The 25,920-nt window shown below is 75.6% G+C and carries 26 protein-coding genes; 15 read left to right on the top strand and 11 right to left on the bottom strand.

From position 1 onward, the window contains the following. The first annotated feature begins 192 nt into the window (after nucleotides 1-192). The 3 genes from ND486_RS14550 to ND486_RS14540 are packed head-to-tail and all read left to right on the top strand — an operon-like array spanning nucleotide 193 to nucleotide 1,431. Nucleotides 193-936: a GvpL/GvpF family gas vesicle protein gene (locus ND486_RS14550; RefSeq protein ID WP_251784773.1), complete on the top strand. Its 744-nt coding sequence runs from the start codon at nucleotides 193-195 to the stop codon at nucleotides 934-936. Next, on the top strand, nucleotides 933-1,142 hold the full coding sequence (locus ND486_RS14545) for a gas vesicle protein (protein ID WP_251784772.1): 210 nt from the start codon (nucleotides 933-935) through the stop codon (nucleotides 1,140-1,142). The genes ND486_RS14550 and ND486_RS14545 overlap by 4 nt, the downstream gene beginning before the upstream one ends. Continuing rightward, the gene (locus tag ND486_RS14540) at nucleotides 1,132-1,431 is read left to right on the top strand and encodes a gas vesicle protein K (protein ID WP_062401193.1); all 300 of its coding nucleotides are present in this window, start codon (nucleotides 1,132-1,134) and stop codon (nucleotides 1,429-1,431) included. The genes ND486_RS14545 and ND486_RS14540 overlap by 11 nt, the downstream gene beginning before the upstream one ends. On the opposite strand, the gene ND486_RS30040 is transcribed toward ND486_RS14540, so the two are convergent. Then, on the bottom strand, nucleotides 1,346-1,732 hold the full coding sequence (locus ND486_RS30040) for a PadR family transcriptional regulator (protein WP_224403155.1): 387 nt from the start codon (nucleotides 1,730-1,732) through the stop codon (nucleotides 1,346-1,348). The genes ND486_RS14540 and ND486_RS30040 overlap by 86 nt on opposite strands. A 120-nt stretch (nucleotides 1,733-1,852) precedes the next feature. Here ND486_RS30040 and ND486_RS14535 point away from each other — a divergent pair, with 120 nt between their 5' ends. After that, a complete protein-coding gene (locus ND486_RS14535; protein ID WP_251784771.1) occupies nucleotides 1,853-2,290 on the top strand; it encodes a hypothetical protein in 438 nt (145 codons plus the stop codon). A 2-nt stretch (nucleotides 2,291-2,292) separates the two neighbouring features. On the opposite strand, the gene ND486_RS14530 is transcribed toward ND486_RS14535, so the two are convergent. Beyond that, nucleotides 2,293-2,814 (bottom strand): amino-acid N-acetyltransferase, encoded by a 522-nt coding sequence (locus ND486_RS14530; RefSeq protein ID WP_100880044.1) that lies wholly within the window; start codon nucleotides 2,812-2,814, stop codon nucleotides 2,293-2,295. 52 nt (nucleotides 2,815-2,866) lie between these two features. On the opposite strand from ND486_RS14530, the gene rimO reads away from it, so the two are divergent. The 4 genes from rimO (at nucleotide 2,867) to ND486_RS14510 (ending at nucleotide 6,522) form a co-directional block, all read left to right on the top strand. Then, nucleotides 2,867-4,363: a 30S ribosomal protein S12 methylthiotransferase RimO gene (gene rimO, locus ND486_RS14525; RefSeq protein WP_062401199.1), complete on the top strand. Its 1,497-nt coding sequence runs from the start codon at nucleotides 2,867-2,869 to the stop codon at nucleotides 4,361-4,363. Further along, complete coding sequence (gene pgsA, locus ND486_RS14520; RefSeq protein WP_251784770.1) at nucleotides 4,360-4,977, top strand: CDP-diacylglycerol--glycerol-3-phosphate 3-phosphatidyltransferase; 618 nt, start codon at nucleotides 4,360-4,362, stop codon at nucleotides 4,975-4,977. The genes rimO and pgsA overlap by 4 nt, the downstream gene beginning before the upstream one ends. Before the next feature lie 135 nt (nucleotides 4,978-5,112). Beyond that, a complete protein-coding gene (locus tag ND486_RS14515) occupies nucleotides 5,113-5,484 on the top strand; it encodes a helix-turn-helix domain-containing protein (protein ID WP_062401203.1) in 372 nt (123 codons plus the stop codon). A gap of 189 nt (nucleotides 5,485-5,673) precedes the next feature. Then, nucleotides 5,674-6,522 carry a PspA/IM30 family protein gene (locus ND486_RS14510; RefSeq protein WP_208819455.1) on the top strand — a complete coding sequence of 283 codons (849 nt, stop codon included), beginning with the start codon at nucleotides 5,674-5,676 and terminating at the stop codon, nucleotides 6,520-6,522. A 121-nt stretch (nucleotides 6,523-6,643) separates the two neighbouring features. On the opposite strand, the gene ND486_RS14505 is transcribed toward ND486_RS14510, so the two are convergent. The 3 genes from ND486_RS14505 to ND486_RS14495 form a co-directional block, all read right to left on the bottom strand. Continuing rightward, complete coding sequence (locus tag ND486_RS14505) at nucleotides 6,644-7,519, bottom strand: DNA-formamidopyrimidine glycosylase family protein (protein WP_251784769.1); 876 nt, start codon at nucleotides 7,517-7,519, stop codon at nucleotides 6,644-6,646. Between the two features lie 39 nt (nucleotides 7,520-7,558). Continuing rightward, nucleotides 7,559-9,022, bottom strand: coding sequence for a glycosyltransferase family 39 protein (locus ND486_RS14500; protein ID WP_251784768.1), 1,464 nt, complete (start codon nucleotides 9,020-9,022; stop codon nucleotides 7,559-7,561). Between the two features lie 134 nt (nucleotides 9,023-9,156). Next, nucleotides 9,157-9,558, bottom strand: a complete 402-nt coding sequence (locus ND486_RS14495) for a MauE/DoxX family redox-associated membrane protein (RefSeq protein ID WP_251784767.1) — start codon at nucleotides 9,556-9,558, stop codon at nucleotides 9,157-9,159. Between the two features lie 195 nt (nucleotides 9,559-9,753). Here ND486_RS14495 and ND486_RS14490 point away from each other — a divergent pair, with 195 nt between their 5' ends. Next, nucleotides 9,754-10,692 (top strand): endo alpha-1,4 polygalactosaminidase, encoded by a 939-nt coding sequence (locus ND486_RS14490; RefSeq protein WP_251784766.1) that lies wholly within the window; start codon nucleotides 9,754-9,756, stop codon nucleotides 10,690-10,692. A 22-nt stretch (nucleotides 10,693-10,714) separates the two neighbouring features. Here the strand turns inward: ND486_RS14490 and ND486_RS14485 are convergent, their stop codons facing one another. Then, nucleotides 10,715-11,401, bottom strand: a complete 687-nt coding sequence (locus ND486_RS14485; RefSeq protein ID WP_062401211.1) for a DUF2848 domain-containing protein — start codon at nucleotides 11,399-11,401, stop codon at nucleotides 10,715-10,717. A 121-nt stretch (nucleotides 11,402-11,522) separates the two neighbouring features. Here ND486_RS14485 and ND486_RS14480 point away from each other — a divergent pair, with 121 nt between their 5' ends. Further along, nucleotides 11,523-12,848 (top strand): MFS transporter, encoded by a 1,326-nt coding sequence (locus ND486_RS14480; protein WP_251784765.1) that lies wholly within the window; start codon nucleotides 11,523-11,525, stop codon nucleotides 12,846-12,848. On the opposite strand, the gene ND486_RS14475 is transcribed toward ND486_RS14480, so the two are convergent. Beyond that, complete coding sequence (locus ND486_RS14475; protein ID WP_251784764.1) at nucleotides 12,838-13,479, bottom strand: GntR family transcriptional regulator; 642 nt, start codon at nucleotides 13,477-13,479, stop codon at nucleotides 12,838-12,840. The two genes, ND486_RS14480 and ND486_RS14475, sit on opposite strands and share 11 nt — an antisense overlap. Nucleotides 13,480-13,515: 36 nt before the next feature. Here ND486_RS14475 and ND486_RS14470 point away from each other — a divergent pair, with 36 nt between their 5' ends. Further along, nucleotides 13,516-14,307, top strand: a complete 792-nt coding sequence (locus ND486_RS14470) for a carbon-nitrogen hydrolase family protein (protein WP_251784763.1) — start codon at nucleotides 13,516-13,518, stop codon at nucleotides 14,305-14,307. 263 nt (nucleotides 14,308-14,570) lie between these two features. Here ND486_RS14470 and ND486_RS14465 read toward each other — a convergent pair whose 3' ends face one another. Further along, entirely contained in the window at nucleotides 14,571-19,655 is a 5,085-nt protein-coding gene (locus ND486_RS14465) for an ATP-dependent helicase (RefSeq protein ID WP_251784762.1), read from the bottom strand. Between the two features lie 60 nt (nucleotides 19,656-19,715). Continuing rightward, entirely contained in the window at nucleotides 19,716-20,237 is a 522-nt protein-coding gene (locus ND486_RS14460; protein ID WP_073578093.1) for a hypothetical protein, read from the bottom strand. An 81-nt stretch (nucleotides 20,238-20,318) separates the two neighbouring features. Here ND486_RS14460 and ND486_RS14455 point away from each other — a divergent pair, with 81 nt between their 5' ends. Beyond that, entirely contained in the window at nucleotides 20,319-21,581 is a 1,263-nt protein-coding gene (locus ND486_RS14455) for an MFS transporter (RefSeq protein ID WP_251784761.1), read from the top strand. 9 nt (nucleotides 21,582-21,590) lie between these two features. On the opposite strand, the gene ND486_RS14450 is transcribed toward ND486_RS14455, so the two are convergent. Further along, a complete protein-coding gene (locus ND486_RS14450) occupies nucleotides 21,591-21,752 on the bottom strand; it encodes a hypothetical protein (protein WP_208819443.1) in 162 nt (53 codons plus the stop codon). Between the two features lie 77 nt (nucleotides 21,753-21,829). Between ND486_RS14450 and ND486_RS14445 the strand changes: the two genes are divergently transcribed. From ND486_RS14445 to ND486_RS29765, 3 genes are all read left to right on the top strand, one after another. After that, a complete protein-coding gene (locus ND486_RS14445) occupies nucleotides 21,830-22,024 on the top strand; it encodes a DUF3046 domain-containing protein (RefSeq protein WP_062401227.1) in 195 nt (64 codons plus the stop codon). 259 nt (nucleotides 22,025-22,283) lie between these two features. Beyond that, a complete protein-coding gene (gene recA, locus ND486_RS14440; protein ID WP_062401229.1) occupies nucleotides 22,284-23,336 on the top strand; it encodes a recombinase RecA in 1,053 nt (350 codons plus the stop codon). A gap of 2 nt (nucleotides 23,337-23,338) precedes the next feature. Beyond that, nucleotides 23,339-24,538, top strand: coding sequence for a regulatory protein RecX (locus tag ND486_RS29765; RefSeq protein ID WP_308215846.1), 1,200 nt, complete (start codon nucleotides 23,339-23,341; stop codon nucleotides 24,536-24,538). 28 nt (nucleotides 24,539-24,566) lie between these two features. On the opposite strand, the gene ND486_RS14430 is transcribed toward ND486_RS29765, so the two are convergent. Further along, a complete protein-coding gene (locus ND486_RS14430) occupies nucleotides 24,567-25,718 on the bottom strand; it encodes a hypothetical protein (protein WP_251784760.1) in 1,152 nt (383 codons plus the stop codon). Nucleotides 25,719-25,920 lie beyond the last annotated feature (202 nt).

The following is a 25,920-nucleotide window of genomic DNA, read 5'->3' as shown; positions in this document are numbered from 1 at the left end:
GACACCCACGACGGTCCCGACGGGGAGTCGGCCCGGGCCGACGACGCCGCCGTCGAGAGGTCGATCGACCGGGCCGTCGCGGACCGGGACGGGGACGGACCCGAGGCCCCACCGCGTCGCACCCGCCCCGCCGCCACCCGGCGGCGCCGCACGACCACCACCCGTCGCCCGGCACGCGGGAAGGACTGAGCCGTGGACCTGACCTACGTCTACGCCGTGGGCGACGCGGCCCCGCCCGACCTGGCCGGGCTCACGGGCATCGGGGGCCGCCCGGTGCACACGGTGACCGGCGGCGACGCGCTCTGGGCCGCCACCGGCACCGTCCCCGAGTCCGACTTCGGCGAGAGCGCCCTGACCGCCCGGCTGGAGGACCTGACCTGGCTGGCGACCACCGCGCGGGAGCACCACGCCGTCGTCGACGCGCTCGGTGCGCGCACCGTCGTCGCGCCGCTCGCCCTCGCGACGGTCTACCGCGACGACGACCGGGTCCGCGCCGTGCTGACCGAACGGCGCACCGCGTTCGCCGAGGTCCTGGACCGGCTCCGGGGCCGCACCGAGTGGGGCGTGAAGGCCTACGCCACGCCGCGGCCGGAGGGCCGCGACGCCGGGCGGGCCTCGTCCGGTGCCGAGTACCTGCGCCGCCGTCGCCGGGAGCTCGACCGCGTCGCGGGTGACGACGACGCCGCCCACGCCGCGGCGCAACGGTTGCACGAGGCGGCGGCGCGGGCCGCGGTGACGACGCGACGGCACCGGCTGCACGCCCCCGCGCTGACCGGCCGCACCGAGCCGATGGTCCTCAACGGCGCCTACCTGGTCGACGACGCCGACCGCGACACCTGGCGCGCCGCCGTCACGGGGGCCGCGGACGGCGCCGGGCTCACCGTCGAGGTCACCGGGCCGTGGGTGCCGTACTCGTTCGTCGAGGAGGAGCGGTGAGCACGGGGGAGACCGGCCTCGCCCACCGCGAGGTCGCGCTGGTCGATCTGCTGGACCGGCTGCTCGCCGGCGGGGTCGTGCTGGCCGGGGACGTCACCGTCTCGCTGGCCGGGGTGGACCTGATCCGCATCTCGCTGCGCGCGCTGATCGTGTCGATCGCCCCGGCCGGGCGGCAGACGGGGGAGGAACCGCCCGATGACGCCTGACCCGCGCCCCGGCGGCCGGATCGACATCGACCGCGACGCCGTCCGCCGCGACCTCATGAAGCTGGTGCTGACGATCGTCGAGCTGCTGCGTCAGCTCATGGAGCGCCAGGCGCTGCGCCGTGTCGAGCAGGGTGACCTCACCGACGACGAGGTCGAGGACCTCGGCACCGCCCTCATGCACCTCGAGGAGGCGATGGACGAGCTCACCGCGGAGTTCGGTCTGACCGCGGCGGACCTGAACCTCGAGCTCGGCCCGCTCGGTCCGCTGCTGCCCCGGCACCGCTCGTGACACCCCCGCCGGGCAGCACCGCGCGCACCGCCCGCACGTGCGCCTCGAACTCGCGGGTCCGTGACCTCAGCACCCGCTCCCCGCCCGGGGTCAGCCGGTACCCGCGGCTGCCGGCCGGGCGTCGCACCAGCCGGTTCCGTTCGAGCCGGTGCAGTGCCCGGTACACCGGGCCCGCCGACAGGGCCAGCGCGCCGCCCGAGCGGTCGAGCACGGCGTCGCGGACCGCGGCCCCGTCGCCGGGGGCGTCGTGGATCGCGCCGAGGAGCAGCAGGTCCAGCGTCGACCGGTCCGGTGGCCGCATGGGCGCGCTCCCTCCGCTCGTCGGCTCGAACTGCAGCGTTCCCCCGCCCGGGCGGGCGGAAACCGACACACACCCGGAACCGAGAGGACCGATCGTCATGGCCGTACCCGCGAGGACCCGATGAGCACCGCGACACAGGAGGCCCCCGCGGTCCCGCAGGCCCGGGCGCCGCGCACGGCGACCCCGCCGGCGCCGCCCGACCCGATGACGCAGCTGCGCGACGCCGGGGAGCGGCTCCTGGCCGCACTCGTCGACCGGCTCGCCGCGCTCGCCTGCGACCAGGTCGACCGCCTGGCCGACTCGCTGGAGCGGATGGCGGCCGACGGCGGGCCCGGTCTCGGCGCCGCACTCGGGGCGGGCAAGGCCCTCGCCCGCGGTGACAACCCGGTGTGGGGCGCGATCAAGGGCGGGTTCGCCGCGCTCGGGACCGCGGCGAAGGTGCTGATCGGCGTCGTCGTGGCGCTGGCGCCGGTGCTGCTGCTGGTGGCACTGGTCGTCGCGATCGTCGCCGCGCTGGTGTGGGCCGTGGTCGCGGCGGTGAGGGCCGCCACCGGCTGAGGTCAGAGGGTGAGCAGCATCCGCACGTTGCCCAGGGTGTTCGGCTTCACGTGGGCGAGGTCGAGGAACTCGGCGACGCCGGCGTCGTAGCTGCGCAGCATCGCCGCGAACACCTCGGCCGACACCGGCGTCCCGTCGATCTCGGCGAAGCCGTGCCGGGCGAAGAACTGCTTCTCGAACGTGAGCACGAACAGCCGTTCCAGCCCGAGCTCGCGCGCGCCGTCGATCAGGGCGGCGACGATGCGGTGCCCGACCCCGCGGCCCAGCACCGACGGCGACACCGCGACCGTGCGGATCTCACCCAGGTCCTCCCAGAGCACGTGCAGGGCGCCGCAGCCGACGACCGTGCCGTCGACCTCGGCGACGAGGAACTCCGGGACCGCCTCGTAGAGGGTCACGGTCTCCTTGGCCAGCAACACCGTGCCCGCGTACTCGTCGACGAGCTCGCGGATCCGGCGGACGTCGCGGGTGCGGGCACGGCGGACGATCACGTCGGGAACCGGGGCGGGGACGGGCTCGGGCACGGCAGGAGAGCCTAGACCGGGGCCGTCGGACCCGGCGTCTACCCTGGTACCCGTGGCTTCCCCCGAGAACGCACCCCGCCGCGCCGCCCTGCTGACGCTGGGCTGCGCGCGCAACGAGGTCGATTCCGAGGAGCTCGCGGGCCGCCTGGCCGGGTCCGGCTGGGAGCTGGTCGACGCCGAGGACGGCAGCCCCGACGTCATCGTCGTCAACACCTGCGGATTCGTCGAGCAGGCGAAGAAGGACTCGATCGACACCGTGCTGGCCGCCTCGGACGTGGCCCGCCCGGCGGGGGCGAAGGTCGTCGCCGTGGGCTGTCTCGCCGAGCGCTACGGCGCCGAGCTGGCCGCCGACCTGCCCGAGGCGGACGCGGTGCTCGGCTTCGACGCCTACCCCGAGCTCGCCGAGCGCCTCGGCGACGTCCTGGGCGGGCACGCCCCGGCCCCGCACGTCCCCACCGACCGCCGCACGCTGCTGCCGATCTCCCCGGTCGAGCGCCCGGCCGCGACGGCGGACGTCTCGGTCCCCGGCCACGACTGGGTGCCCGACATCGCGCGCACCCGCCTGTCCGGCGGGCCGGTCGCGTCGCTGAAGCTCGCGTCGGGCTGCGACCGCCGCTGCGCCTTCTGCGCCATCCCGAGCTTCCGCGGCAGCTTCGTGTCCCGCCCGCCGGCCGACGTGCTCGGCGAGGCCGCCTGGCTCGCCCGGCAGGACGTGCGCGAGATCGTGCTGGTCAGCGAGAACTCCACCAGCTACGGCAAGGACCTCCCCGGCGGCACCCGCGCGCTGGTCGACCTGCTCCCGCAGCTCGCCGGGATCGACGGGGTCGAGCGGATCCGGGTCGCCTACCTGCAGCCGGCCGAGCTGCGGCCCGACCTGCTCCGGGTCATCGCGACCACGCCGGGCGTCGCTCCCTACTTCGACCTGTCGTTCCAGCACGCGTCGGCGCGGGTGCTGCGCCGGATGCGCCGCTTCGGGTCGCGCACCGACTTCCTCGACCTCTGCGAGCGCATCCGCGCGCTCGCCCCGGAGGCGGGGATCCGCTCCAACGTCATCGTCGGGTTCCCCGGCGAGACCGAGGAGGACCTCGCCGAGCTGGAGGCCTTCCTCACCGGCGCCCGGCTCGATGCCGTCGGTGTGTTCGGCTACTCCGACGAGGACGGCACCGAGGCCGAGGGCTACGACGGCCACGTCGACCCGGCCGAGGTGCAGGCCCGTGTCGCGCGGATCTCCGCACTGGTCGACGAGCTGATGGAACAGCGCGCCGAGGAACGCATCGGCACCGAGGTCGTCGTGCTCGTCGAGTCCGGGGAGAGCGACGAGGACGACTGCACCGGCCGCGCCGCGCACCAGGGCCCCGACGCCGACGGCGAGTCCACCGTCGTCGGGGCGGCACAGGACGGCCCGGAGCCGGACTCGCTGCGACCCGGTGACCTGGTCCGCTGCCGCGTCGTGGACACCGAGGGTGTCGACCTGCTGGTGGAGGCCCTGGAACTGCTCGACCCGCGTGTGCCGGCCGCGGCCGTCCCGGCGGCCTCCGCAGCCGGATGAGCTCGCACCCGGCCGGGGGCACCGCCGGAATCGGTGACCCGCCGCTGCTGAACATCGCGAACGCGCTGACCGTCCTGCGGCTGCTGCTCGTCCCGGTGTTCGTCGTCGCGCTGTTCGTCGACGGCGGCGAGAACGTGGTGTGGCGGCTGGTCGCGTTCGCCGTGTTCGTCATCGCGGCGGCCACCGACCGGCTCGACGGCCAGCTGGCCCGCAGCCGCGGGCTCGTCACCTGGTTCGGTGCGCTGGTCGACCCGATCGCGGACAAGGCCCTGATGGGCGCCGCCCTGATCGGGCTGTCGATCCTCGGGGTGCTGCCGTGGTGGGTGACGATCGTGATCGTCGTCCGCGAGCTCGGCATCACCGCGCTGCGCTTCGTCGTGATCCGCCGTCGCGGGGTCATCCCGGCCAGCCGCGGTGGCAAGGCCAAGACCGTCGCCCAGACCGTCGCGATCGGGCTGTTCCTGCTGCCGCTGCCGGAGCTGCTGGGCCCCGGCACCGCCGCCGCGACCGCCGTGCTCGTCCTCCAGTGGGCGGTGATGGCCGTCGCGCTGGTGCTCACGGTGGTGACCGGCGCCGACTACGTCCGCAAGGCCGTCCGCCCCCGGCCCGCCTGACCTGCGGGGACGATCCGGGGCCCGCACGGCGTTGAGGTGTTCGCCGTGGGCGGACAGCGTCACGGCGCGTGGGAACCGGGGAAGTCGGTACGGTGAGACATCACCGGGTGTCCGGGGAGCAGTCGAGGAGGGCACATGCTGCTGCGGGAAGCGATCGGCAGTGGGCTGCGTGAGGTGCGCACCGCGCGCCGGCGCACGCTGCGCGACATCTCGCGGGCCGCGCGGGTGAGCCTCGGGTACCTCTCCGAGGTCGAGCGCGGGCGCAAGGAGCCCTCCAGCGAGCTGCTCGCGGCGATCTGCGAGGCGCTCGGGGTCTCCGTGCCGGACCTGTTGACCACCGTCGCCGCCGAGATGGCGACGGCGACGTCCGCCGCGGCCGCGGGCCGTCGCGACGACGTGCTCGTCCCGATCGGGCAGCGGCACGCCGAGCTGCGGCTGGCCGGGCGGCCGGGTTCCGTGGTCGCCGCACCGGCGTCCTCGGGCGGGCCGGTGGCCTCGGCCGCCTGATCGCACGGCCCGCCCCGGCCGACCGCTCCTGCGCGGTAGGGTGCGGACAGACCGGCAGCGATGCCAGGATGGACAGGGCCGGAGGTCCGGTGCCGACCACGGGGGGAACGCGGGGTCGGTCCGGGGTCCGCACGCCCGCCGTGGTGGCGGGCACGGTCGCGAGCGAACGCAGGCGGAGGACGCGCAGAGATGGCCAACGGATTCACCAAGTTCTTCAGCTATCTGTCGGCCCTGTTCTCGTCGAAGGTCGACGAGCACGCCGACCCGAAGGTGCAGATCCAGCAGGCCATCGAGGACGCCCAGCGCCAGCACCAGCAGCTGTCGCAGCAGGCGGCCGCGGTGATCGGCAACCAGCGCCAGCTGGAGATGAAGCTGAACCGGCAGCTGGGTGAGATCGAGAAGCTGCAGTCGTCGGCGCGGCAGGCACTCGTGCTGGCCGACCAGGCCCGCTCCCAGGGCGACGAGCAGAAGGCCCAGCAGTACGAGCAGTCGGCGCAGACCTTCGCGACCCAGCTGGTGACCGCGGAGCAGGGCGTCGAGGACCTCAAGACGCTGCACGACCAGTCGATCGGTGCCGCCGCACAGGCCAAGCAGGCCGTCGAGCGGAACTCGATGATGCTGCAGCAGAAGATCGCCGAGCGCACCAAGCTGCTCAGCCAGCTCGAGCAGGCCAAGATGCAGGAGCAGGCCGCGAAGTCGCTGCAGCAGATGAGCGAGCTGTCCGCGCCGCGCAACGCCCCCTCGCTCGACGAGGTCCGCGACAAGATCGAGAAGCGGTACGCCACCGCGCTCGGGTCCGCGGAGCTGGCCCAGAACTCGGTGCAGGGCCGGATGCTGGAGGTCCAGCAGTCGACCACCGACATGGCCGGCATGTCGCGGCTGGAGCAGATCCGGGCGTCGATGTCGGGGGCGCCGATCGCCGGGGGCCAGCAGGCCCCGCAGGTGGGCCAGGGGGAGCCGCAGCAGCAGCTGCCGTCCTCGCCGGCGCCGGCCCAGCAGCAGAACACCCAGAACCAGCAGCAGCCCGGCACCGCCTGAGCCGCTCGCCCGTTCCGCACCGTCCGCCGCGGCCCCGCCCAGGGACCGCGGCGGACGTGTGTCCGGGCCCGGGCGGCCCTCCGCGGGCCCCGGCCGCCGGTCGCGCCCGTTGCGGCAGGGGTCAGCGGGTGCGGGCGGCGCCGGGCGGCGGTCGCCCGGGGGCACCGCGGCGCGGGCCGGTGGCCCGGCGCACCGGGCGCGGGGACGGTCCCGTCTGGCAGCGCGGGCACCAGTAGGTGACCCGGGCCCGGTGGTCGTCGCCCTGGTCGGCGGTCCGGATGCGGGTCCCGCACCGGCGGCACGGGCGTCCGGGCCGCTCGAACACCCAGTGCGCCTCGCCGGCGGCCAGCGAGCCGGTCGTCGTCTGCTCCGGGCGGTCCTTGTTCGACGACAGCAGCCGCCGCGACAGGTCGATGACCCCGGGCAGGTCGGGCACGTCGCGGATCGGCACCCAGGGCGTGAGCCCGAGCAGGAAGCAGATGTCGTTGCGGTAGAGGTTGCCGAGACCGGCCATGACCCGCTGTTCGAGCAGCACCAGCCCGAGCGGGTGGTCGGCCCGGGCGGTCATCCGGCGCAGCGCCTCGGCGTCGTGGCCGGGGCCCCACTCCGGGTCGAGCAGGTCGGGCCCGAGATGCCCGACGAGGGTGTCCTCGTCGTCGGTGGGGAGCAGCTCCAGGTCGTGCAGGGCGAACCCGACGGCGACCCGGTCGGCGGTCTCCAGCACCGCGCGCGCCTCGTGCGCGACCCGGCGCCACCGCATGCCGGGCCGGTACAGGTGCCAGGAGCCGTCCATCCGGAAGTGGCTGTGCAGGCTGCGGCCGTCGTCGAAGCGGGTGAACAGGTGCTTGCCGACGGAGACGACGCCGGTCACGGTCAGCCCGGCCAGGTCGTGCTCGACCAGGCGCGGATGGCGCAGCTCGCCGCGCAGCAGCTCGTGCCCGGACAGCGCGGTGTGCAGCCGCTTGCCGGCCAGGTACACGGTGTCTCCCTCGGGCACGACCGCGACGCTACCCGGGCGGGCCCGGACCGGCCGGGCTCAGTCCACGACGAGCGTCCGCAGCTGCGGCCACACCTGCGACCACGGGTGCGTCATGCCCTCGCCCAGCCAGACGCGGTTGCCGTCGCCGAGGTCGGTGACCGGTCGCAGTACCACCCCGCTGGGCGCCAGCAGGCCGGGGTCCTTGCCGAGGAAGATCACGACGTCGTGGTCGTCCGGGGGCGGGTCGAAGTAGCCGTAGCTGCGGTTGCCGCTGTACCCGGGCGGCAGGCCGAGCGCGGGGTCGGCGGTGTCGACGTAGGCGGCGAAGATGTACGAGCCGCCCACCACGACGGAGCGGTCCCGCTGGTCCGGGGGCAGCCCGTCGCGGACGCGGGCGACCTCGCCGACGATCCGCTCCGGCACGGCGGGGTCGGCCGCCCCGGCGCTCGCGGACAGCATCGCCGCGGCGAGGGCGACCGACAGCACCCCGGCCGGCCACGCCACCCAGGACCACCGCCGTCGCCCGGTCGCGCGCCGTTCCTGGAACCACACCGCCCCGAGCGCGGCGACGGCACCGTGCAGACCGCACAGGTAGTAGGCACGCCCCACGGTCACCGCGAACACGATCCACAGCACGAGGAAGGTCACCGCGACGAAGCGGTACGGCCGCAGCCGCGGCGTCGTGAACGCCGCGACCGCCCCGACCACGACGAGCACGGTGCCGAGCAGCCCGGCCAGCAGCAGCATCGCCACCGCGTTGGGGCCCGGCCCGCCGAACAGCACCGATTCCTGCGCGACGACCGACGTCATGCGCAGCTGCGGCCAGCCGTGCACGGCCTGCCACACCAGTGTCGGTGACGCGATCAGTGCACCGAGCAGGGCGGCCCACCAGAACGCGGGCCGCCGCAGCATCGCCCGCGGCCCGGCCACGCCGATCGCGAGGACCAGCACCGCGCCCAGCAGGATCACCTGGAACTTCGTCAGCGCGGCCAGGCCGAGGAGCGGGCCGACGGCGAGGAGCAGCCGGTCGTCGCGCACGCGGGTCCAGCGCACCAGCAGCCACAGCAGCAGCGCCCACTGCAGCGGTTCCAGCGAGTACGGCGTGAGGAAGTGCCCGAACAGCGTCACCCACAGCCCGGTGGCCTGGGCGAGCGCGGTGAGGACCTGGGCGCGGCGGTCGCCGCCCAGCTCACGGGCGATCAGTGCGGCGACGACGACCGCACCCGCCGTCGCCAGCGACGGCGCGATCCGCAGCACCCCGTTCACCCCGGGTGCGAGGACGTCGGCGAGCCCGGCCAGCGCCGGTGCGACCGGGGGCTGGTCGGCCGACCCCCAGTCGAGGTGGTGCCGTCCGATCGCCAGCATCAGCGCCTCGTCGAACCAGTACCCGCGCCCCAGCGCCCCCATGACGAGGTGGACGACGGCCACCACCCCGGCGACGATCCCGACGGGCAGCCGCGCGAGCCGCGGAACCGCCGTGGGTGCAGCGGCGGAGTCCCGGACCGTGGTCGACGACGTCATGTGTCCCCCCGAGCGACGACGTGGACGCCGGCGGTCCCGGGCCCGGCGCCATCAGACCCCGGCGGGTCCGTCCGGTGCAGCGGGCATCGGGCGGTGGACGATCGACTTCGGTCTACCGGCGGTCCACCCTCCGGTCAGCCGCGCGGGGCGCTGCGGGCGATCCGCACCGCCCACAGCACCAGCGGGACCTGCAGCGGCAGCCGTCCCCAGCCGATCGCCCGGTACAGCGGGTCCTTGCGGTCCCAGTGCAGCGCCATCGACACGTTCGCCGGGAACACCGCCACGAACAGCGCTGCCGCGGCCCAGCCGCCCGCACGCCGGGTCCGCGGATGCGCGACCGCCGCGGCGACGGCGCCCTCGGCGGCCCCGGAGGCGTAGGTCCAGAACCGGGGCTCCCCGGGCAGGCTGCGCGGCACGATCGAGTCGAACGGCTCGGGACGCACCACGTGCAGGACGGCGGCGGTGCCGAGCAGCCCCGCGAGCCCGAGAGCGAGACGCCGGTCGCGGGACGGGGTGCCGGGGGAGCGACGGATCATGACAGCGATGGTGCCATCCGGTACGGGCGGCGGCCGCGCCCGCCGATGCGGCGGGCGTCACGGTCGGCGCCGGGTGCCCGCGGGGGAGGATCGGCACCGTGGCTCCGGGGACGGGCGGACCGGTGCCGCCCGGTGGGCTGCGGCGGTACCGGAGAGCGCGGTGGGGCCGGTGGGTCGGCGGCGGGGGAGGACGCGGTGACGGGCGGCGTGGACGGGCACGACCGGGCGTTCGCGCTGTGCCGGGCGCACGCGTTGTGGGGGGCGCTCGCCGTCGCGGCGGTGCTGCTCGCCGGGTGCGCAACCGTCCCCGCCCCCGGGGCGGCGGCCCCCGGGGCACGGGACCCCGGTGTCGTGGACACGGCCGCACCGGCGGATGCGACCGGCCCCCGCCGTGCGTTCCCGGCCGGGGCGGGTGCGGACTACCAGCTCGGCGGCGCCTACCCGCCCCCGACGGGCACCGGGATCGTCGTCCGCGACAGCACCGCAGGCCCGGCCCCCGGCACTTGGTCGGTCTGCTACGTCAATGCCTTCCAGACCCAGACCCAGACCCAGACCCAGCCGCAGGACCGGGAGCGGTGGCTGCGCGAGCACCCCGACCTCGTCCTGCGCGGTGGCGACGGCGAGACCGTCGCCGACCCGGGATGGCCCGACGAGCTGCTGCTCGACATCTCCACCCCGCAGCGCCGTGCGGGCGTCGCCGAGGTCGTCACCCGTGTCGTCGACCGCTGCGCCGCCGCCGGGTTCGACGCCGTGGAGCTCGACAACCTGGACTCGTGGACCCGGTCCGGCGGGGCGTTCACCGCCGACGACGCCGAGGCCCTCGCGGTCGACCTCGCCGGGGTCGTCCACGCGCGGGGCCTCGCCGTCGGGCAGAAGAACGCCACCGACCTGCTCGACCGGCTGCCCGCGCGCGGCTACGACTTCGCCGTCGCCGAGGAGTGCGTCGCGTTCGACGAGTGCGGTGCCTTCACCGCCGCCTACGGGGACCGTGTCCTCGACGTCGAGTACGTCGACGGCGCGGACGCCGGTCCCACCGCCTGCGGGGAACCGGGCCGGCGTCCGCCGGCGACGGTCGTCCGCGACCGGCTGCTGGTCCCCGCGGGCGATCCCGGCCACGTCCACCGGACCTGCTGACCGGTCCCCGCCGGGCGGCCGGTCAGCCGATCGGCTCCGGGAGCCGGTCGACCTCGTAGGCCAGGCCGATCGTGTCGCCGGTGGCCGGGTCGTGCAGCTCCACCCGCCAGGCGTCGGCGAACTGGTCGACCCCCGACCTCATCGCGACGGTCCCCGACAGCAGGACGGTGCCGGGCACCAGCCAGCCGCGCTCGCGCAGCAGGCCGACCCAGTACCCGGGCGGGAGCAGGGCGGCCAGCGTCGCGTCCTGCACGAGCTCCTCGGTGCCGCCGTGACGGACCCACGCGCGCAGGGTGATGTCGTCGAGCCGGTCGGCGACCTCCGACAGCCGCCAGGCCTTCCGGCCCAGGACGTCGAGACCCGCGTTCTTGCTCCACGCCACGCCGTGCACCTCCAGGGCGCGGTCGGTGTGGTCACAGGCGACGGTCAGCAGCGGGTCGGTCACGTCGTCACCGACGACCAGCGCCCACTCCGCCTCGCCGGAGGTCCGGCCGTGCTGGGCGGGGACCCGGTCGGTCTGCGACGCCAGGTACGGCGAGACCGGGTAGAGCGCCGGCACCGTGTCCGGGGCCGGCACGCCGAGCTCGGCCAGCTCGGCGACGTGCGCGGCGACCTCCTCCTGGGCGCGTCCGGCGTACCCGGCGTTGAAGACCCGGTGGACCTCCACCGAGCGGGTGCTTCCGTCGGGCAGGGCCAGTTCGAGCGTCACGGGGGACCTCCGTCAGATGTGTACGTCGCGTAACCGATGTGCACGAGGGTTGCGCACACATTGTGTATACAGCAAGTATGAGGGCCGTCCCACCGACCACCTCCGACCCCGGGAGCCCGCGATGACCTCGCCGTCCGTCTCCTCGTCACCACCGGTCGACCGCCGTGACCTGCGCAAGGCGTTCGTCGCGAGCCTCACCGGCACCTCGCTCGAGTGGTACGACTTCGCCGTCTACTCCGCGGCGGCGGCGCTCGTGTTCCCCGTGCTGTTCTTCCCGGCCGCGGACCCGCTGACCGGTCTGCTGCTGGCGTTCTCGACCTACGCCGTCGGCTACGTCTCGCGCCCGCTCGGTGGGGTGGTGTTCGGCCGCCTCGGCGACGTCATCGGCCGCAAGCAGGTCCTGGTCGTCACGCTCGTGCTGATCGGCGTCGCGACGTTCCTGATCGGCCTGCTGCCGTCCTACGGCACCATCGGCGTCGCGGCGCCGATCCTGCTGGTGCTGCTGCGCTTCGCCCAGGGCGTCGGCGTCGGCGGCGAGTGGGGCGGTGCGGTGCTGCTCTCCAGCGAGTTCGGCGACCCGCGCCGGCGCGGGTTCTGGGCCTCGGCCGCCCAGGTCGGACCGCCCGCCGGCAACCTGCTCTCCAACGGCGTGCTCGCGCTGCTCACCGTGCTGCTCACCGACCAGCAGTTCCTCGACTGGGGCTGGCGGCTGGCGTTCCTGCTCTCGGCGGTGCTGGTCGCGTTCGGTCTGTGGATCCGGCTGAAGCTGGAGGACACCCCGGTCTTCAAGGCGATCGCCGAGTCCGGTGACCGGCCGTCCGCGCCGGTGCGCGAGGTGTTCACCGCCGAGCGGCGCCCGCTGCTCGCCGGGATCCTCAGCCGGATCGGCCCGGACGTCAGCTACGCGTTGTTCACCGTCTTCGTCCTCACCTTCGCCACCAGCCAGCTCGGGTTCTCCCGTTCGGAGGTGCTCGGCGCGATCCTCATCGGCTCGGCCCTCCAGCTCCCCGCCATCCCGCTGGCGGGCGCGCTGACCGACCGGGTCAACCGGCGCGTGGTCTACGGCGTCGCCGCCGCGATCGCCGGGGTGTGGCCGTTCGTGTTCTTCCCGATGATCTCCGGTGGCTCGTTCGGGCTGCTCGTGCTCGGCGTGGTCGTCGGGCTCGCGCTGCACTCGTTCATGTACGGGCCCCAGGCCGCGTTCGTGACCGAGCAGTTCTCGCCGCGGCTGCGCTACACCGGCAGCTCGCTCGCCTACACGATCGCCGGTGTCGTCGGCGGGGCGATCGCGCCGCTGGCGTTCACCGCGCTGTCCGGCGGGACGGGCAACTGGGTCCCGGTCGCGGTCTACCTGGCCGTCGCCTGCGCCCTGACCGTCGCCGGGCTGGTCCTGGGGCGCGACCCCGACCACGCCGAGGACGAGGCCTACCTGTCCGTCACGCCCTGAGCAGTACGCGCAGGGTCAGCTGCAGGTGCTCGTCGATCGCCTTCGCCGCCGCGTCCGGATCGTCCCCGGCCAGCGCCTCCATGATCCGGCCGTGCTCGGCGCAGACCGCCTGGCGCCGGTCCGCGGTCCGGAACAGGGCCGTCACCCCGACCCGGCGCTGGCGCACCCGCAGCCCAGCGTAGGTCCGCGAGAGCAGGGCGTTGCCGGTGGCGTCGACGAGTGCCTGGTGGAACACCATGTCGAGCTCGATGAACTCGGCCGGGTCCCCACCGGCGCCGGCGAGCTCACGCTGCCGGCCCAGGGCTGCGTTCATCGCCTCGAACGGGACGCCGTGGGCGTCCATCGCCGCGCGGGCGGCGTGCTGCTCCAAGACCCCGCGCAGCTCCATCAGCTCGGAGATCTGTCGGCCGGTCAGCGGTGGCACGTAGGCGCCGCGGCCGGGCAGCATCTCGACCAGGCCGTCGGCCACGAGCAGCAGCAACGCCTCACGGACGGGCGTGCGCGACACCCCGATCCGGCCGGCGAGCTCGTTCTCGTTGAGGAACGTGCCCTGCACCCCCGGATCGACCAGGACGGTCTCGCGCAGGTAGTGCAACGCGCGCTCGCGACCAGACTCCCGTGACGTCGGCATACGACACGTATACACCGAACCACCCCAGGAGAACGCATGCGGATCGCCCTCGTCCAGATCGCCGCCACCACCGACCCGGCGGAGAACCTCGCCCTGGTCGCCGACGGCGTCGCCGATGCGGCCGCTCGGGGCGCGCGGCTGGTCGTGTTCCCCGAGGCCACCCAGTGCCGGTTCGGGGTGCCGCTCGGCCCGGTCGCCGAGACCCTCGACGGCGCCTGGGCGTCCCGGGTCCGCGAGCTCGCCGCCGACGCGGGCGTCACCGTGGTCGCCGGGATGTTCACCCCCGCCGACGACGGCCGCGTCCGCAACACCCTGCTCGCCACCGGGCCCGGTGTGGAGGAGCACTACGACAAGATCCACTTGTTCGACGCGTTCGGGTTCGCCGAGTCCGACACGGTCGCCCCGGGGGCCCGGCCGGTCACGGTCACCGTCGACGGTGTGACGGTCGGCCTCGCGACCTGCTACGACCTGCGGTTCGCGGGCCTGTTCCAGACCCTCGGTGACGCCGGGGCGCAGGTCGTCGTGGTGCCCGCGTCCTGGGGCGCGGGGCCGGGCAAGCGTGAGCAGTGGGAGCTGCTGGTGCGCGCGAGGGCCCTCGACACGACGGCCTTCGTGGCGGCCTGCGACCAGGCGGACCCGGAGGCGGCGGGGCGTCCGGTCGCCGGTGGCGCCCCGACCGGGATCGGGATCAGCGCGGTCGCCGGTCCGACCGGCTCGCTCGTCGCGGCGCTCGACGCCGCGCCGGGGACCCTGGTCGTGGACCTCGACCTCGACGCGGTGACCGCGGCCCGCCGGGCGGTGCCGGTCCTGGCCAACCGCCGGTACTGACCCGCCCGGCCCTGCCCGGCCGGCCCTGTCCGGCGACCCGACCCTGTCCGGCGACCCGACTCCGTCCGGCGGCCCGAGCCCGTCCGGCAGCCCGGCGACCCGACCCCGTCCGGCGGCGCGACCCTGTCCGGCAGCCCGGCCCGACCCCGTCCGGCGGCCCGGCGGCCGACCCCGCCCGGCTGACCGACTCCGGGCGCCCGCCCGCCCGTCCCGGCGGCACCCCCACGGTCCGGCTGCGGGCGTCCGTCGGGGGAGGCGCCCGGTCAGGCCCGCAGCCGCAGCCCCTTCGGCGTCACCCGGAACCCGGCCTCGGTGAGCACCTCGGACAGCGCCGATACCAGCGAGTCCTGCCCGTCGGCGCGCTCCACGGCGAGCGACCCGAGCCAGCCCTCGTGCACCGCCCCGGCGAGCGACTCGGCGCCGGCGCGCAGTTCGTCGCGGTCCTCGGTGAACGACAGCAGCGACTTCCCGCCCCGTTCGACGTACAGCGCGGGCGCCCCGTCGACCAGGGTGACCAGGGCGCCGGCCTTGCGACCGGGGCGGTGCCGGGTCTCACCGGTCGTGTCCGGCCAGGGCAGGGCCGCGCCGTAGGGCTGGGCGGGGTCGGTGGCGGCGAGCACCACCCGGGACAGCTCGCGCCACGCCTCCCGCGGCGCCTGCGGGCGGCGACCGGCGCCGTCGAACTCGCCGTGGCGGCCGGCGCCGCCGAGCCCGCCCAGGCCACCGCGCAGGTCCTCGGGCACCCCGGCGTACGGGTCGTCGCCGTGCGGGAGCCCCGCAACGTCGCCGGAGAGGTCGTCGGAGCCCGGGAACCCGGCCGCCTCGCCGGAGAGGTCGTCGGGCAGGGGCTCGCCGTCCCCGGCCGGGTCCACGGACCCGGCCGGGTCGGCGGAACCGGCGCGGTCGGTGGGGTCGGCGACGACCGCGCCCGGCCCGGCACCGAGGCGGCGCGGACCGGTCGGCGGGGCGGGGGACGGGCCGCCCTCGGTCCCGGCGAGGGCCCGGACCCGGTCGATCGCGCCCGGTACCGCGAACTGCGCCGCGCCGAGCCCCTCGACGATGTAGCCGCGCCGGCACCGGCCGGACTCCTCCATCGCCCGGAGCACCTTGTAGACCGCGGCGAACCCGCCGGTGACCCGCTCGGTGCCCAACGCGCCCCGGGTCAGCACGCCGTGGCGTTCCAGGAACGCCTCCGCGGTGGCGTGCGCACGACGGGTCGGGTCGGGCTCGCGCGGCACGGCCACCGACCAGCGCCCGCCGACCGACGGCGGCCCGGTCCGGCTGGGCATCGACGGTCGCCCCGCACGCAGCTGCGCGTAGCGCCCGCGGGCCGGCCGGCGTGCCGTGCGGTGCGCCCCGCCCTGCCGCCCGGACGCGCCACGCCGCCCGCCGCCCCCGGACAGCCGGGCCCGCAGCGGGCCGAGCGTGTCGTTGGTGAGCGCGCCCGCCCAGACCAGGTCCCAGACCGCCGCGACGACGTCGTCGTCGGAGGGGGCCGGTTCGTCCTGCTCGGTCAGCAGCACCCCGGCCCGGGTCGCGAGCTCGCGGAAGAACAGCGCGCCGCCCCCGGAGTCCGGTGCGGCCTCCGGGTCGGTCAGCGCGGCCGGGTCGGTCAGCCCGAGCGCGGCCAGCACCGCGGTGTGCAGCGGGGTGCCCGCGGTGTCCAGGTCGGGGGCGGGCAGCAGCAGGTCCGCCACGTCGGCCGGGGCCAGTGCCAGCCAGCCGTCCTGCCCGGACAGTGCGCCGCACCCGACCCAGGTCACCTCACCGGCGGCGGTCAGCTCGTCGAGCAGCGCGGGGGTGTAGCCCGGTAGCCGGGCCGGCAGCACCAGCGACTCGACCGCGCTCGCCGGCAGCGGCGCCCCGGCGAGCTGCTCGACCACACCGAGCACGTCCTCGGCACCCGGTGCGCGGCGCACCCGGCCTCGCCGCTCGGAGCCCGACCGCACCTGGACGCCCTGCCACTGCGGCAGGAACCGGCCCAGCGCCCGCTGTTCGACGGGCTCGACCTCGTGCCGCAGCTTCGCCAGCGACGCGCGCCGCAGCCGTCGCAGCACCTCGGCGTCGCAGTACTCCAGCTCGCCGCCGGAACCGGCGGGCACCGACGCCTGCGGGCGCAGCTCGCCCTTCATCAGGCGACCGGTGCCGGTGAGCCGCTCCAGCACCCCGGCGACCACGGCCACGCCCAGCCCGAAGCGGCGGGCGAGCTCGGCGGCGGTGAACGGCCCGTGCGTGCGCGCCCAGCGCAGCACGAGATCCCCGAGCGGGTCGGGCACCGGCTCGGTGAACGCCTCCGGCACCCCGACCGGCAGCGCCGTGCCCAGCGCGTCCCGGATCCGGCCGGCGTCCTCGATCGCGATGAACCGTTCCTCGCCGGCGATCCGCACCCGCAGCGCCCGGCGGTCGCGCTCCAGCTGCGCCAGCCACGCCGGGTCGACACCGCGGGCCCGCCCGTCGGCCTCGGACAGGTCGCCGACGAAGCGGAGCAGGTCCGCGGCGCCCTCCATGTCGCGGGCGTGCCGGTCCGGGTCGGTGCGCTGCAGCTGACCCTCGATCTCGGCCAGCATCTCCGGATCGAGCAGCTCCCGGATCGCCTCGGAGCCGAGCAGTTCCGCCAGCAGCGTCGAGTCCAGCGACAGCGCGGCCGCGCGGCGCTCGGCCAGCGGCGCGTCGGCCTCGTAGAGGAACATCCCGACGTAGCCGAACAACAGGCTGCGCGCGAACGGCGACGGCTGTGACGACTCGACCTCGGCGACCTTCACCTTCCGCGCGGCGACGTCGCCCATCAGCTCGCGCAGGCCGGGGAGGTCGTAGACGTCCTGCACGCACTCCCGCATCGCCTCCAGGGTGATCGGGAACTGCTCGAACTTGCCCGCGACGCTCAGCAGCTGCGCCGACTTCTGCCGCTGCTGCCACAGCGGGCTGCGGCGGCGCGGGTCGCGCCGGGGCAGCAGCAGCGCCCGCGCGGCGCACTCCCGGAACCGCGACGCGTACAGCGCCGAGTTCCCCAGCTCGGCGACGACGATCTGCTCGATCTCGCCCGGCTCCAGCAGCACGTCCTCCGCGCTCGGGACGACCTCGGTGCCGTTGTCGTCGACGGCGTCCGGCAGGCGCAGGACGATCCCGTCGTCGGCGCCCGACGCGCTCACCTCGACCCCGCGGCGCTCCCGCATCCGGGCGGCGATCGCCAGCGCCCACGGCCCGTTCACCTGCGCCCCGAACGGCGAGTGCACGACGAGGCGCCAGTCGCCCAGCTCGTCGCAGAACCGCTCGACGAGGATCGTGCGGTCGCTCGGCACGTGCCGGGTCGCCTCGCGCTGCTCGCGCAGGTAGGACAGCAGGTTGTCGCAGGCCCACTCGTCGAGCCCGGCCGCGCCGGCGCGCTCGCGGGCGTCGGCGTCGGCCAGCCCGGACATCTCGCGCACGAACGCGCCGACGGCCCGGCCCAGCTCCAGCGGCCGCCCGATCGACTCGCCCTTCCAGAACGGCATCCGGGCGGGCACCCCCGGCGCCGGGGTGACGATCACGCGGTCGTGGGTGATGTCCTCGACCCGCCACGACGAGGTCCCCAGCAGGAACGTGTCCCCGACGCGGGACTCGTAGACCATCTCCTCGTCGAGCTCGCCGACCCGCGACCCGGCGCCGTCCGCGCCGCCCGGGGTCATGACGGTGAACAGGCCGCGGTCGGGGATGGTGCCGCCGGAGGTGACGGCCAGGCGCTGCGCGCCCGGGCGGCCGCGCAGCTCGTCGGTGACCCGGTCCCAGGTGATGCGGGCGCGCAGCTCGCCGAACTCCTCGGACGGGTAGCGCCCGGCCAGCATGTCCAGCACCGAGTGCAGCGCGGAGTCCGGCAGCGCCGCGAACGGGGCCGCCCGGCGGATCGTCGCGGCGAGGTCGGACAGCTGCCACGACTCCATCGCGACCATCGCGACGATCTGCTGGGCCAGCACGTCGAGCGGGTTGCGGGGGTAGCGCGTGGATTCGATCGACCCGGTCGTCATCCGTTCGGCGACGACGGCGCAGGACACGAGGTCCCCGCGGTACTTCGGGAACACGACGCCCTCGGACACCGCGCCCACCTGGTGCCCGGCGCGCCCGACCCGCTGCAGTCCGGACGCGACCGACGGCGGCGCCTCGACCTGCACGACCAGGTCGACCGCCCCCATGTCGATGCCCAGCTCGAGGCTGGAGGTCGCGACGACGCACGGCAGCACGCCGGACTTCAGCTCCTCCTCGACCAGGGTCCGCTGGTCGCGCGACATCGAGCCGTGGTGGGCCTTGGCGACCGTCGGCGCGGCCCCGCCGCCCACCCCGGACTGCCCGACCGCCTCGGCCGGGAACGCGCCCGGGGCGTCGGCGTCGAGGTCGGCGGCCTCCTCCAGGGCCGCGGCCTCCTGCTCGGCGGCGAGTTCGTTCAGCCGGGAGGTGAGCCGCTCGGCGAGCCGGCGGGAGTTGGAGAACACGATGGTCGAACGGTGCTCGCGCACCAGGCCGAGCAGCCGCTCCTCCACCGCGGGCCAGATCGAGGGCTTGCGCGCCGTGCCCGCGGCGGACCCGACGACCTCCTCGTCGGTGCTGCCCGGGGCGGGCCGCTCGTCGAGCGCGGCCAGGTCGGGCACCGGGACCTGCACCTCGACCCGGATCGTCTTGGGGATCGCGGGCTGCACGACCTCGACCGGGCGGGTGCCGGACAGGAACGTCGAGACCTCGTCCACCGGGCGCACGGTCGCCGAGAGCCCGATCCGCTGCGGGGTGGCCTCGGTGATCTCCTCGAGGCGTTCCAGCGACACCGCCAGGTGCGCCCCCCGCTTCGTCCCGGCGACGGCGTGCACCTCGTCGAGGATCACCGTCGTCACCCCGCGCAGCGACTCCCGCGCGGCCGAGGTGAGCAGCAGGAACAGCGACTCCGGGGTGGTCACCAGCACGTCCGGCGGGGTGCGCTGGAACTGGCGTCGCTCGTCGGCCGGGGTGTCGCCGGTGCGCATCCCGACGGTGATGTCGGGGACCGGCTCGTCGAGCCGCTGTGCGGCCTGGCGGATGCCCGTCAGCGGCGAGCGCAGGTTGCGCTGCACGTCGACGGCGAGCGCCTTGAGCGGCGAGACGTAGAGGACCCGGCAGCGGTGCTTCGGCTCGGCGGGCGGCGGGGTGGCGGCGAGCCGGTCCAGCGCCCAGAGGAACGCGGCGAGGGTCTTGCCGGACCCGGTCGGCGCGACGACGAGCGCGTTGCGCCCGGCCTGCGCCGCGGACCAGGCGCCCTCCTGGGCCGCCGTGGGCGCGGCGAAGGCCCCCTCGAACCACTGGCGGGTGGCGGGGGAGAAGCCCTCGAGTGCGGTCACGCCGACCATCATGCGGGTGGGGTCCGACAGTCACCCGTCGAGCGCCCGTCGGACCGGGCGTGACCTGCGACGTCAGCGGGCGGCGTCGGCCCTCGTGCGGGGCCAGACCTCCGCGGTGTCCTCGGCCGGGAACTCGGCGACGACCGCCGCGACCGTCCAGACCATCGACGCCAGGAAGTCCACGCCCAGCGCGTCGACGTAGTGCGAGGTCTCGCGGGCGTCGGCCGGGTCGACGAGCGGGGCGACCGTGTAGCGGGCCCGGGCCGCGTAGCGCGGGCCCAGGTTGCTCCCGATCCAGCCCAGCGCCCGCTCGGAGCGGTCGTCGTGGTCGGCGAGCGCGGTGCGGGCGGCGTCGTACCAGTCGGCCAGCACCAGGAAGGCCAGCGACCAGCCGGGCGGGGTGGCGTCCGGCGGCATGTCCCGGTCGACCGCGGTCAGCCTGCGCACGGCGAACCGGGCCGGGTCGGGCCCCGGCGCGGCGAGGGTCTCGCGCACCGCTCCGGCCAGCACGTCGGAGACCATGCGGTAGGCGTTCTGCAGCTCCGCGTCGTCCGTGCCCGCCGACCTGCGTGTGTTCGGGGTCGTGCCCGCCATGTCCACCGTCCTCCGCTCGTGTGGCCGGGCCGGAGCGTAACGCCCTGGCGCGCGGCGGCCGTGGCACGGCAGCATCCGTCCGTGACCGCCGCACCCGACGCCGCCTCCCCGCCGCAGGACCCCGCCCAGCCCCGCCTGCTGGCGGTGCTCGCGATCGGGCAGGTGCTCGGCGGGACGGCCGTGGCGACCTCGATCGCCGCGAGCTCGCTGGTCGCGTCCCGGTTGTCCGGCTCGCCCGCGGTCGGTGGCGTCGCGTCGACGGCGAGCGTGCTGGGTGCGGCGGGTGCGGCCGCCGTCGTCGCACGCGTGGCCCAGGCCCGGGGACGGCGTCCCGCACTGGTCGGCGGCCACCTGGTGGGGCTGCTCGGCGCGGTCGGTGCGGTCGTCGCGGCCACGACCGGCTCGGTGGCGCTGCTGCTGGTGTCGTTGCTCCTGATCGGCTCGGGGACGGCGGTGGGGCTCGCCGCGCGCTACGCCGCCACCGACCTCGCCGCGCCGGCGCGGGCCGGCCGTGCGCTCGCGCTGGTGGTGTGGGCGACGACGGTCGGTGCGGTCGCCGGGCCGAACCTGCTCGGTCCGCCGGCCGCCGTGGCCGTGTCGGTCGGGCTGCCCGGTGTCGCCGGTCCGTACCTGCTCTGCGCGGTCGCCTTCGCCCTGGCGGCCCTGACCGGGTGGCTGGGTCTGCGACCCGACCCGCTGCTGCGGGCCCGGGAGCACGCGGGGACGCCGGCCACCGCGCCCGGGGCTGCGGCGGTGCGGCCGTGGGCGGTGCTGCGGGCCTCGCGCCCCGCGCTGCTGGGCGCGGTCGGCATCGTGCTCGGGCACGCGGTGATGGTCGGGCTGATGTCGATGACCCCGGTGCACATGGACCACGGCGGCGCGGCGTTGTCGGTCGTCGGGCTGGTGATCAGCCTGCACATCGCGGGGATGTACGCGCTCAGCCCGCTGTTCGGGTGGCTCGCCGACCGGCTCGGACCGGCCCGGGTGCTGGCCGGTGCCGGGGTGCTGCTGCCGCTGGCGGGGGTGGTCTGCGCCCTCGCCGCGCCGACCGCGACCGGCCTGCTGTCGCTGGGCCTGGTGCTGCTCGGTCTGGGCTGGTCGGCAGCGGTGGTGGGCGGGTCGGCGCAGCTCACGTCGTCGCTGGCGGTGGCCGACCGGCCGCGGGTGCAGGGCTCGGTGGACGTGGCGATGAACCTGGCCGGCGCCGCCGCCGGGATCGTGGCCGGGGTGCTCGTGACGGTGTCGTACTACGCGCTGCTCGGCGCGCTGGTGGTCGTGGCGACGGTGCCGTTCCTGCTGGTGGTCGCGCGCCCGGCCCGCACGGGACGCCCGGCGGCCGGCTGAGCGGGACCCTCAGCGACGGCGCTGGTGGAGCCACCAGCGCACCAGCACGACCAGCGCGGACAGCAGCGCGAGCAGCGACACGACCTGCCACGCCAGGGGCGATCCGATGCCGGTCGTCGCGAGGACCTCGTCGGCGACGTCGACCGGGACGGTCGTGAGCAGTTCGGACATATCACCCAGGCTACCGGCTCCGGGCCGTCATCGGGCGGACACCGCACGGAACGGATGACCCGTCTACCCTCGCGGGCGTGCGACTGAGCCACTTCCGGGAACTGATGGAGGGCGAGTTCGGGCCGGTGCGGGCGGCGTCGCTGTCCCGCGACCACGTCTTCGCCGACCTCGGCGGCCGGACCGTCGAGCAGGCGATCGAGGCGGGTCTCGACCTGCGCCGGGTCTGGCGCGCGGTCTGCGCGGCCTACGAGGTCCCACCCGCACGGCGGTAGCGGCGCCCCGGACGGTCGTGGTGACCGCTCGGCTCCCGTGGGCGCCCGGTCGGCGTGTCGCGGTGTCGGATCGAACGCGTGTTCGTCTACGGTTCCGCCAGGGCTCGCGGTACCGGTCCTGCGGCGCGGTGTCGGGCGAGTTGTCCACAGGCGCCGATCCGGGCCCGTAACTGTCAGGGGTACCCCATACCGTTGTGGTGTGCCTCCCCGAAAGACACCAGCAGGACCCGATCGTCGACCACCAGCGAGGAGTCAAGAGATGTCCGCTCCGGACCGCGGCAAGGCGCTCGAACTCGCCCTCGCCCAGATCGAGAAGAACCACGGCAAGGGATCGGTGATGCGCCTGGGCGACCAGGCCCGCGTCCCGATCAGTGCCATCTCCACGGGCTCCATCGCGCTCGACGTCGCGCTCGGCGTCGGGGGCATCCCGCGCGGCCGCGTCGTCGAAATCTACGGCCCGGAGTCCAGCGGTAAGACGACCGTCGCGCTGCACGCCGTCGCGAGCGCGCAGGCGGCCGGAGGCGTCGCGGCGTTCATCGACGCCGAGCACGCGCTCGACCCGGAGTACGCCAAGGCGCTCGGTGTCGACACCGACGACCTGCTGGTCTCCCAGCCGGACACCGGTGAGCAGGCGCTGGAGATCGCGGACATGCTGATCCGCTCCGGCGCGCTCGACATCATCGTCATCGACTCGGTGGCCGCGCTCGTGCCGCGCGCCGAGATCGAGGGCGAGATGGGCGACAGCCACGTCGGTCTGCAGGCCCGGCTGATGAGCCAGGCGCTGCGGAAGATCACCGGTGCGCTCAGCAACTCCGGCACCACCGCGATCTTCATCAACCAGCTGCGCGAGAAGATCGGCGTGATGTTCGGGTCCCCGGAGACCACGACCGGTGGTAAGGCGCTGAAGTTCTACGCGTCGGTCCGCATGGACATCCGCCGCATCGAGACCCTGAAGGACGGCACCGACATGGTCGGCAGCCGGACCCGGGTCAAGGTCGTGAAGAACAAGGTGGCCCCGCCGTTCAAGCAGGCGGAGTTCGACGTGCTCTACGGCGTCGGCATCTCCAAGGAGGGTTCGCTGATCGACGTGGGCGTCGAGCAGGGGATCATCCGCAAGTCCGGTGCCTGGTACACCTACGAGGGCGACCAGATGGGGCAGGGCAAGGAGAACGCCCGCAAGTTCCTCAAGGAGAACCCGGACGTCGCCGCCGAGGTCGAGAAGCGCATCAAGGAGAAGCTGGGGATCGGCGCCGTCGTCGACGCCGAGGAGACCAGCCCGGTCGAGCCCCTCCCGGCCCCGGTCGACTTCTGAGCGTGACCGGCGAGCGCGACGGGTCCGGAGGCACGTCCGGACGGGACGGTGCGGAGCCGACCAGGCCCCGCACCGTCCCGCTCGACGACCTGTTCGGGGTGACCCCGTCGGTCACCGACGAGCAGGATCCGCCCGCGATCCGGACCGCCGACCCGACCGGCGGTGAGCCGGACGAGTCCGTCGCCGAGCCCCCGGCGGTCCCCGGCTGGGACACGAGCCCCCACCAGGTCTCGTTCGCCGCGCTGAGCGGCGCCGACGAGGCCCCCACGACGGCGACCGACCAGCCGGCTGCCTGGTCCACGGGACCAGCGGCGGACGGCGCGACGGACGGGGCGGCGGCCCCCGCCCCGGTCCGCAGGCTGACCCTCGACGGCCCCGGCCCCGGGCTCGACCCGGCCTCCGGGGTGAGCGCCGACGGCGGCGTCGGCGGTGCGGGACCCGGCTCACCCCGTGTGGTCTCCTTCGAGGAGCTGTCCGGACGGGGCGTTCGCCGCAGCGGACCCCGTCGCGACGGCGCGACCGCGCGTCGGCGTCCGGCCGCCGCGGCCGACCGGGCCGCCGCGCCCGAGGACACCGGGCCGGACCCGGTCGAGGAGAGCACCACCCCTCGTGGCCGGCGCCGCGGAGAGGGCCGTGGCCGGGGGAGACGTCGGGGCGAGGACGCCACCCCACGCGTCGAGACACCGCAGGAGCAGGAGACCCGCGCCCGCGACATCTGCCTGCGCCTGCTCACCGACCGCGCCCGCACGGTCAAGGAGCTCGGCGACGCGCTGCGTCGCAAGGAGATCCCCGACGAGGTCGCGCACCGCGTCCTCGACCGGTTCGACGAGGTCGGACTCGTCGACGACCAGGCCTTCGCCGAACAGTGGGTCCGGTCCCGCCACCGCCACCGCGGCCTCGGCAAGCGGGCGATCGCGATGGAGCTGCACCGCAAGGGCGTCGACCGCGAGATCGCCGACGAGGCGCTCACCGGTATCGACGACGACTCCGAACGCGACCGGGCCCGCGAGCTCGTCGTACGGCGGCTGCGGAGCCTGCCCGTCGGGAGCCGCGAGGAGCGGCAGTCCAGCGCCCGCAAGCTGGTCGGCATGCTCGCGCGCAAGGGCTACGGGCCCGGGGTCGCCTACGGGGTGGTCAAGGAGGAGATCGCCGCCGCCGGTGCGGAGGCCGACGAGCTGGGCGAGGCCCCGCCCGAGGACTGACCCGTCCCGGGCGGGACCCACCGCCCGGTCACGACCGCAGGTACCAGGCGAACCAGTCCCGCATCGTCGGCGCGAGGTAGTGGGTGGGCGGCACCTGCTCGGCCGGGAACAGTGCGAACCCCTGCGGGGTGTGCCCGGGCCGGTCGTGGAAGTAGGTCCCGCTCACCCAGGCCGGGTTGATGTCCAGCTCCATGCCGCGGACCACGCCGGCGTCGGCGAGCAGCCTGCCCAGCGTGCACACCGACAGCGCCGGTCCGGCGACGTACACCTCGGTGCCGTCGGCGGTCACGCCGAACCCGGACCGGTGGACGAACGCGTTCTGCCCGACCGTGCTGCCCCACTCCGCGGTGCCGCCGGTGGCGCACGTCGGGTTCACCGCGCCGTCGTCGACGAGCGGGAGCAGGTTCTGCCGTACGCTCGCGACGTCCGGCCCCATCCCGACCTCGGTGCCCCAGGCCCCGACGTCGGCCCGGCCGTCGGTGTGCAGGACCAGGCTGGCCTTGCCGGGCAGCAGCGGCGCGACCGTGCGGCCCTCGGCGTAGTAGCCGTTGTGACTGGGGTCGGACAGCTTGAACCCGCCGTTGAACGCCACCGCCACGCCGGCACCCGCCCTCCCGGCCAGCGACGTCGACGCGTGCCAGCGCCCGGCGGGCTCGCCGACGCCCGGGTGCAGGGTGCCCCGCACCAGCGCGGGGTCCATCCGCAGCACCCCGGCGAGGTAGGAGGTGTGGGTGTCGTCGACCCGCAGCGTCGTCACCTGCACCGCGGGCCGCCCGTGGTCGGCGACGACGGTCTGCCACACGCCCTCCCCGGGCAGCGGGGCTCCCGCCGCGACCGGGGCGAGCGGCGGCGTCGTCGCCGGGTCGGACAGCGCACCCGGAGCCCGCGGGATCCCGCCGGCCGGGGTACCGCCCTCGGACGGCGCGTCCACGGCGTACTGGAGCTTCTCCAGGCCGGTGACCAGCCAGTTCAGCCCGTGGTCGCGGGCCCACTCGGCGGTCGCCTCGACCGGCCCGGTACCGGGGGGCGCGGCCAGCGTCACCGCGCCCACCCCGGCGCCCGCGCCGCCGAGCAGTACCACGAGCACCCCCAGCACGGCACCCGCCCGACGCCTGCGGCGGCGACGCCGCGACGGCTCCGGGCCCGGTGCGATCCCGACGGTGGTCTCGACCGCGCTCACCGCCGCACCGCCGGGCACGGGGTGGATCCGTCCCGCCCGCGGGGCACCCCCACCGCCGTCGTCCCCGGGGCCGGGGCCCCCGGCGGGACCAGCGTCTCCAGCACCATGCGCCGTCGTCCTCCTGCGTCGTGGCGGCACGATCCGCCGCCGCGGGTGACCCTTCCGGCCGTTGCGCAGAGCAAGCCCAGAGGACGCTGAGCGA

The organism is Pseudonocardia sp. DR1-2, from assembly GCF_023717215.1.
In the GTDB taxonomy this organism is placed as follows: domain Bacteria; phylum Actinomycetota; class Actinomycetes; order Mycobacteriales; family Pseudonocardiaceae; genus Pseudonocardia; species Pseudonocardia alni.
Note: the sequence above shows the minus strand (reverse complement) of the source record. Positions and strands in the feature narration are given on the sequence as shown.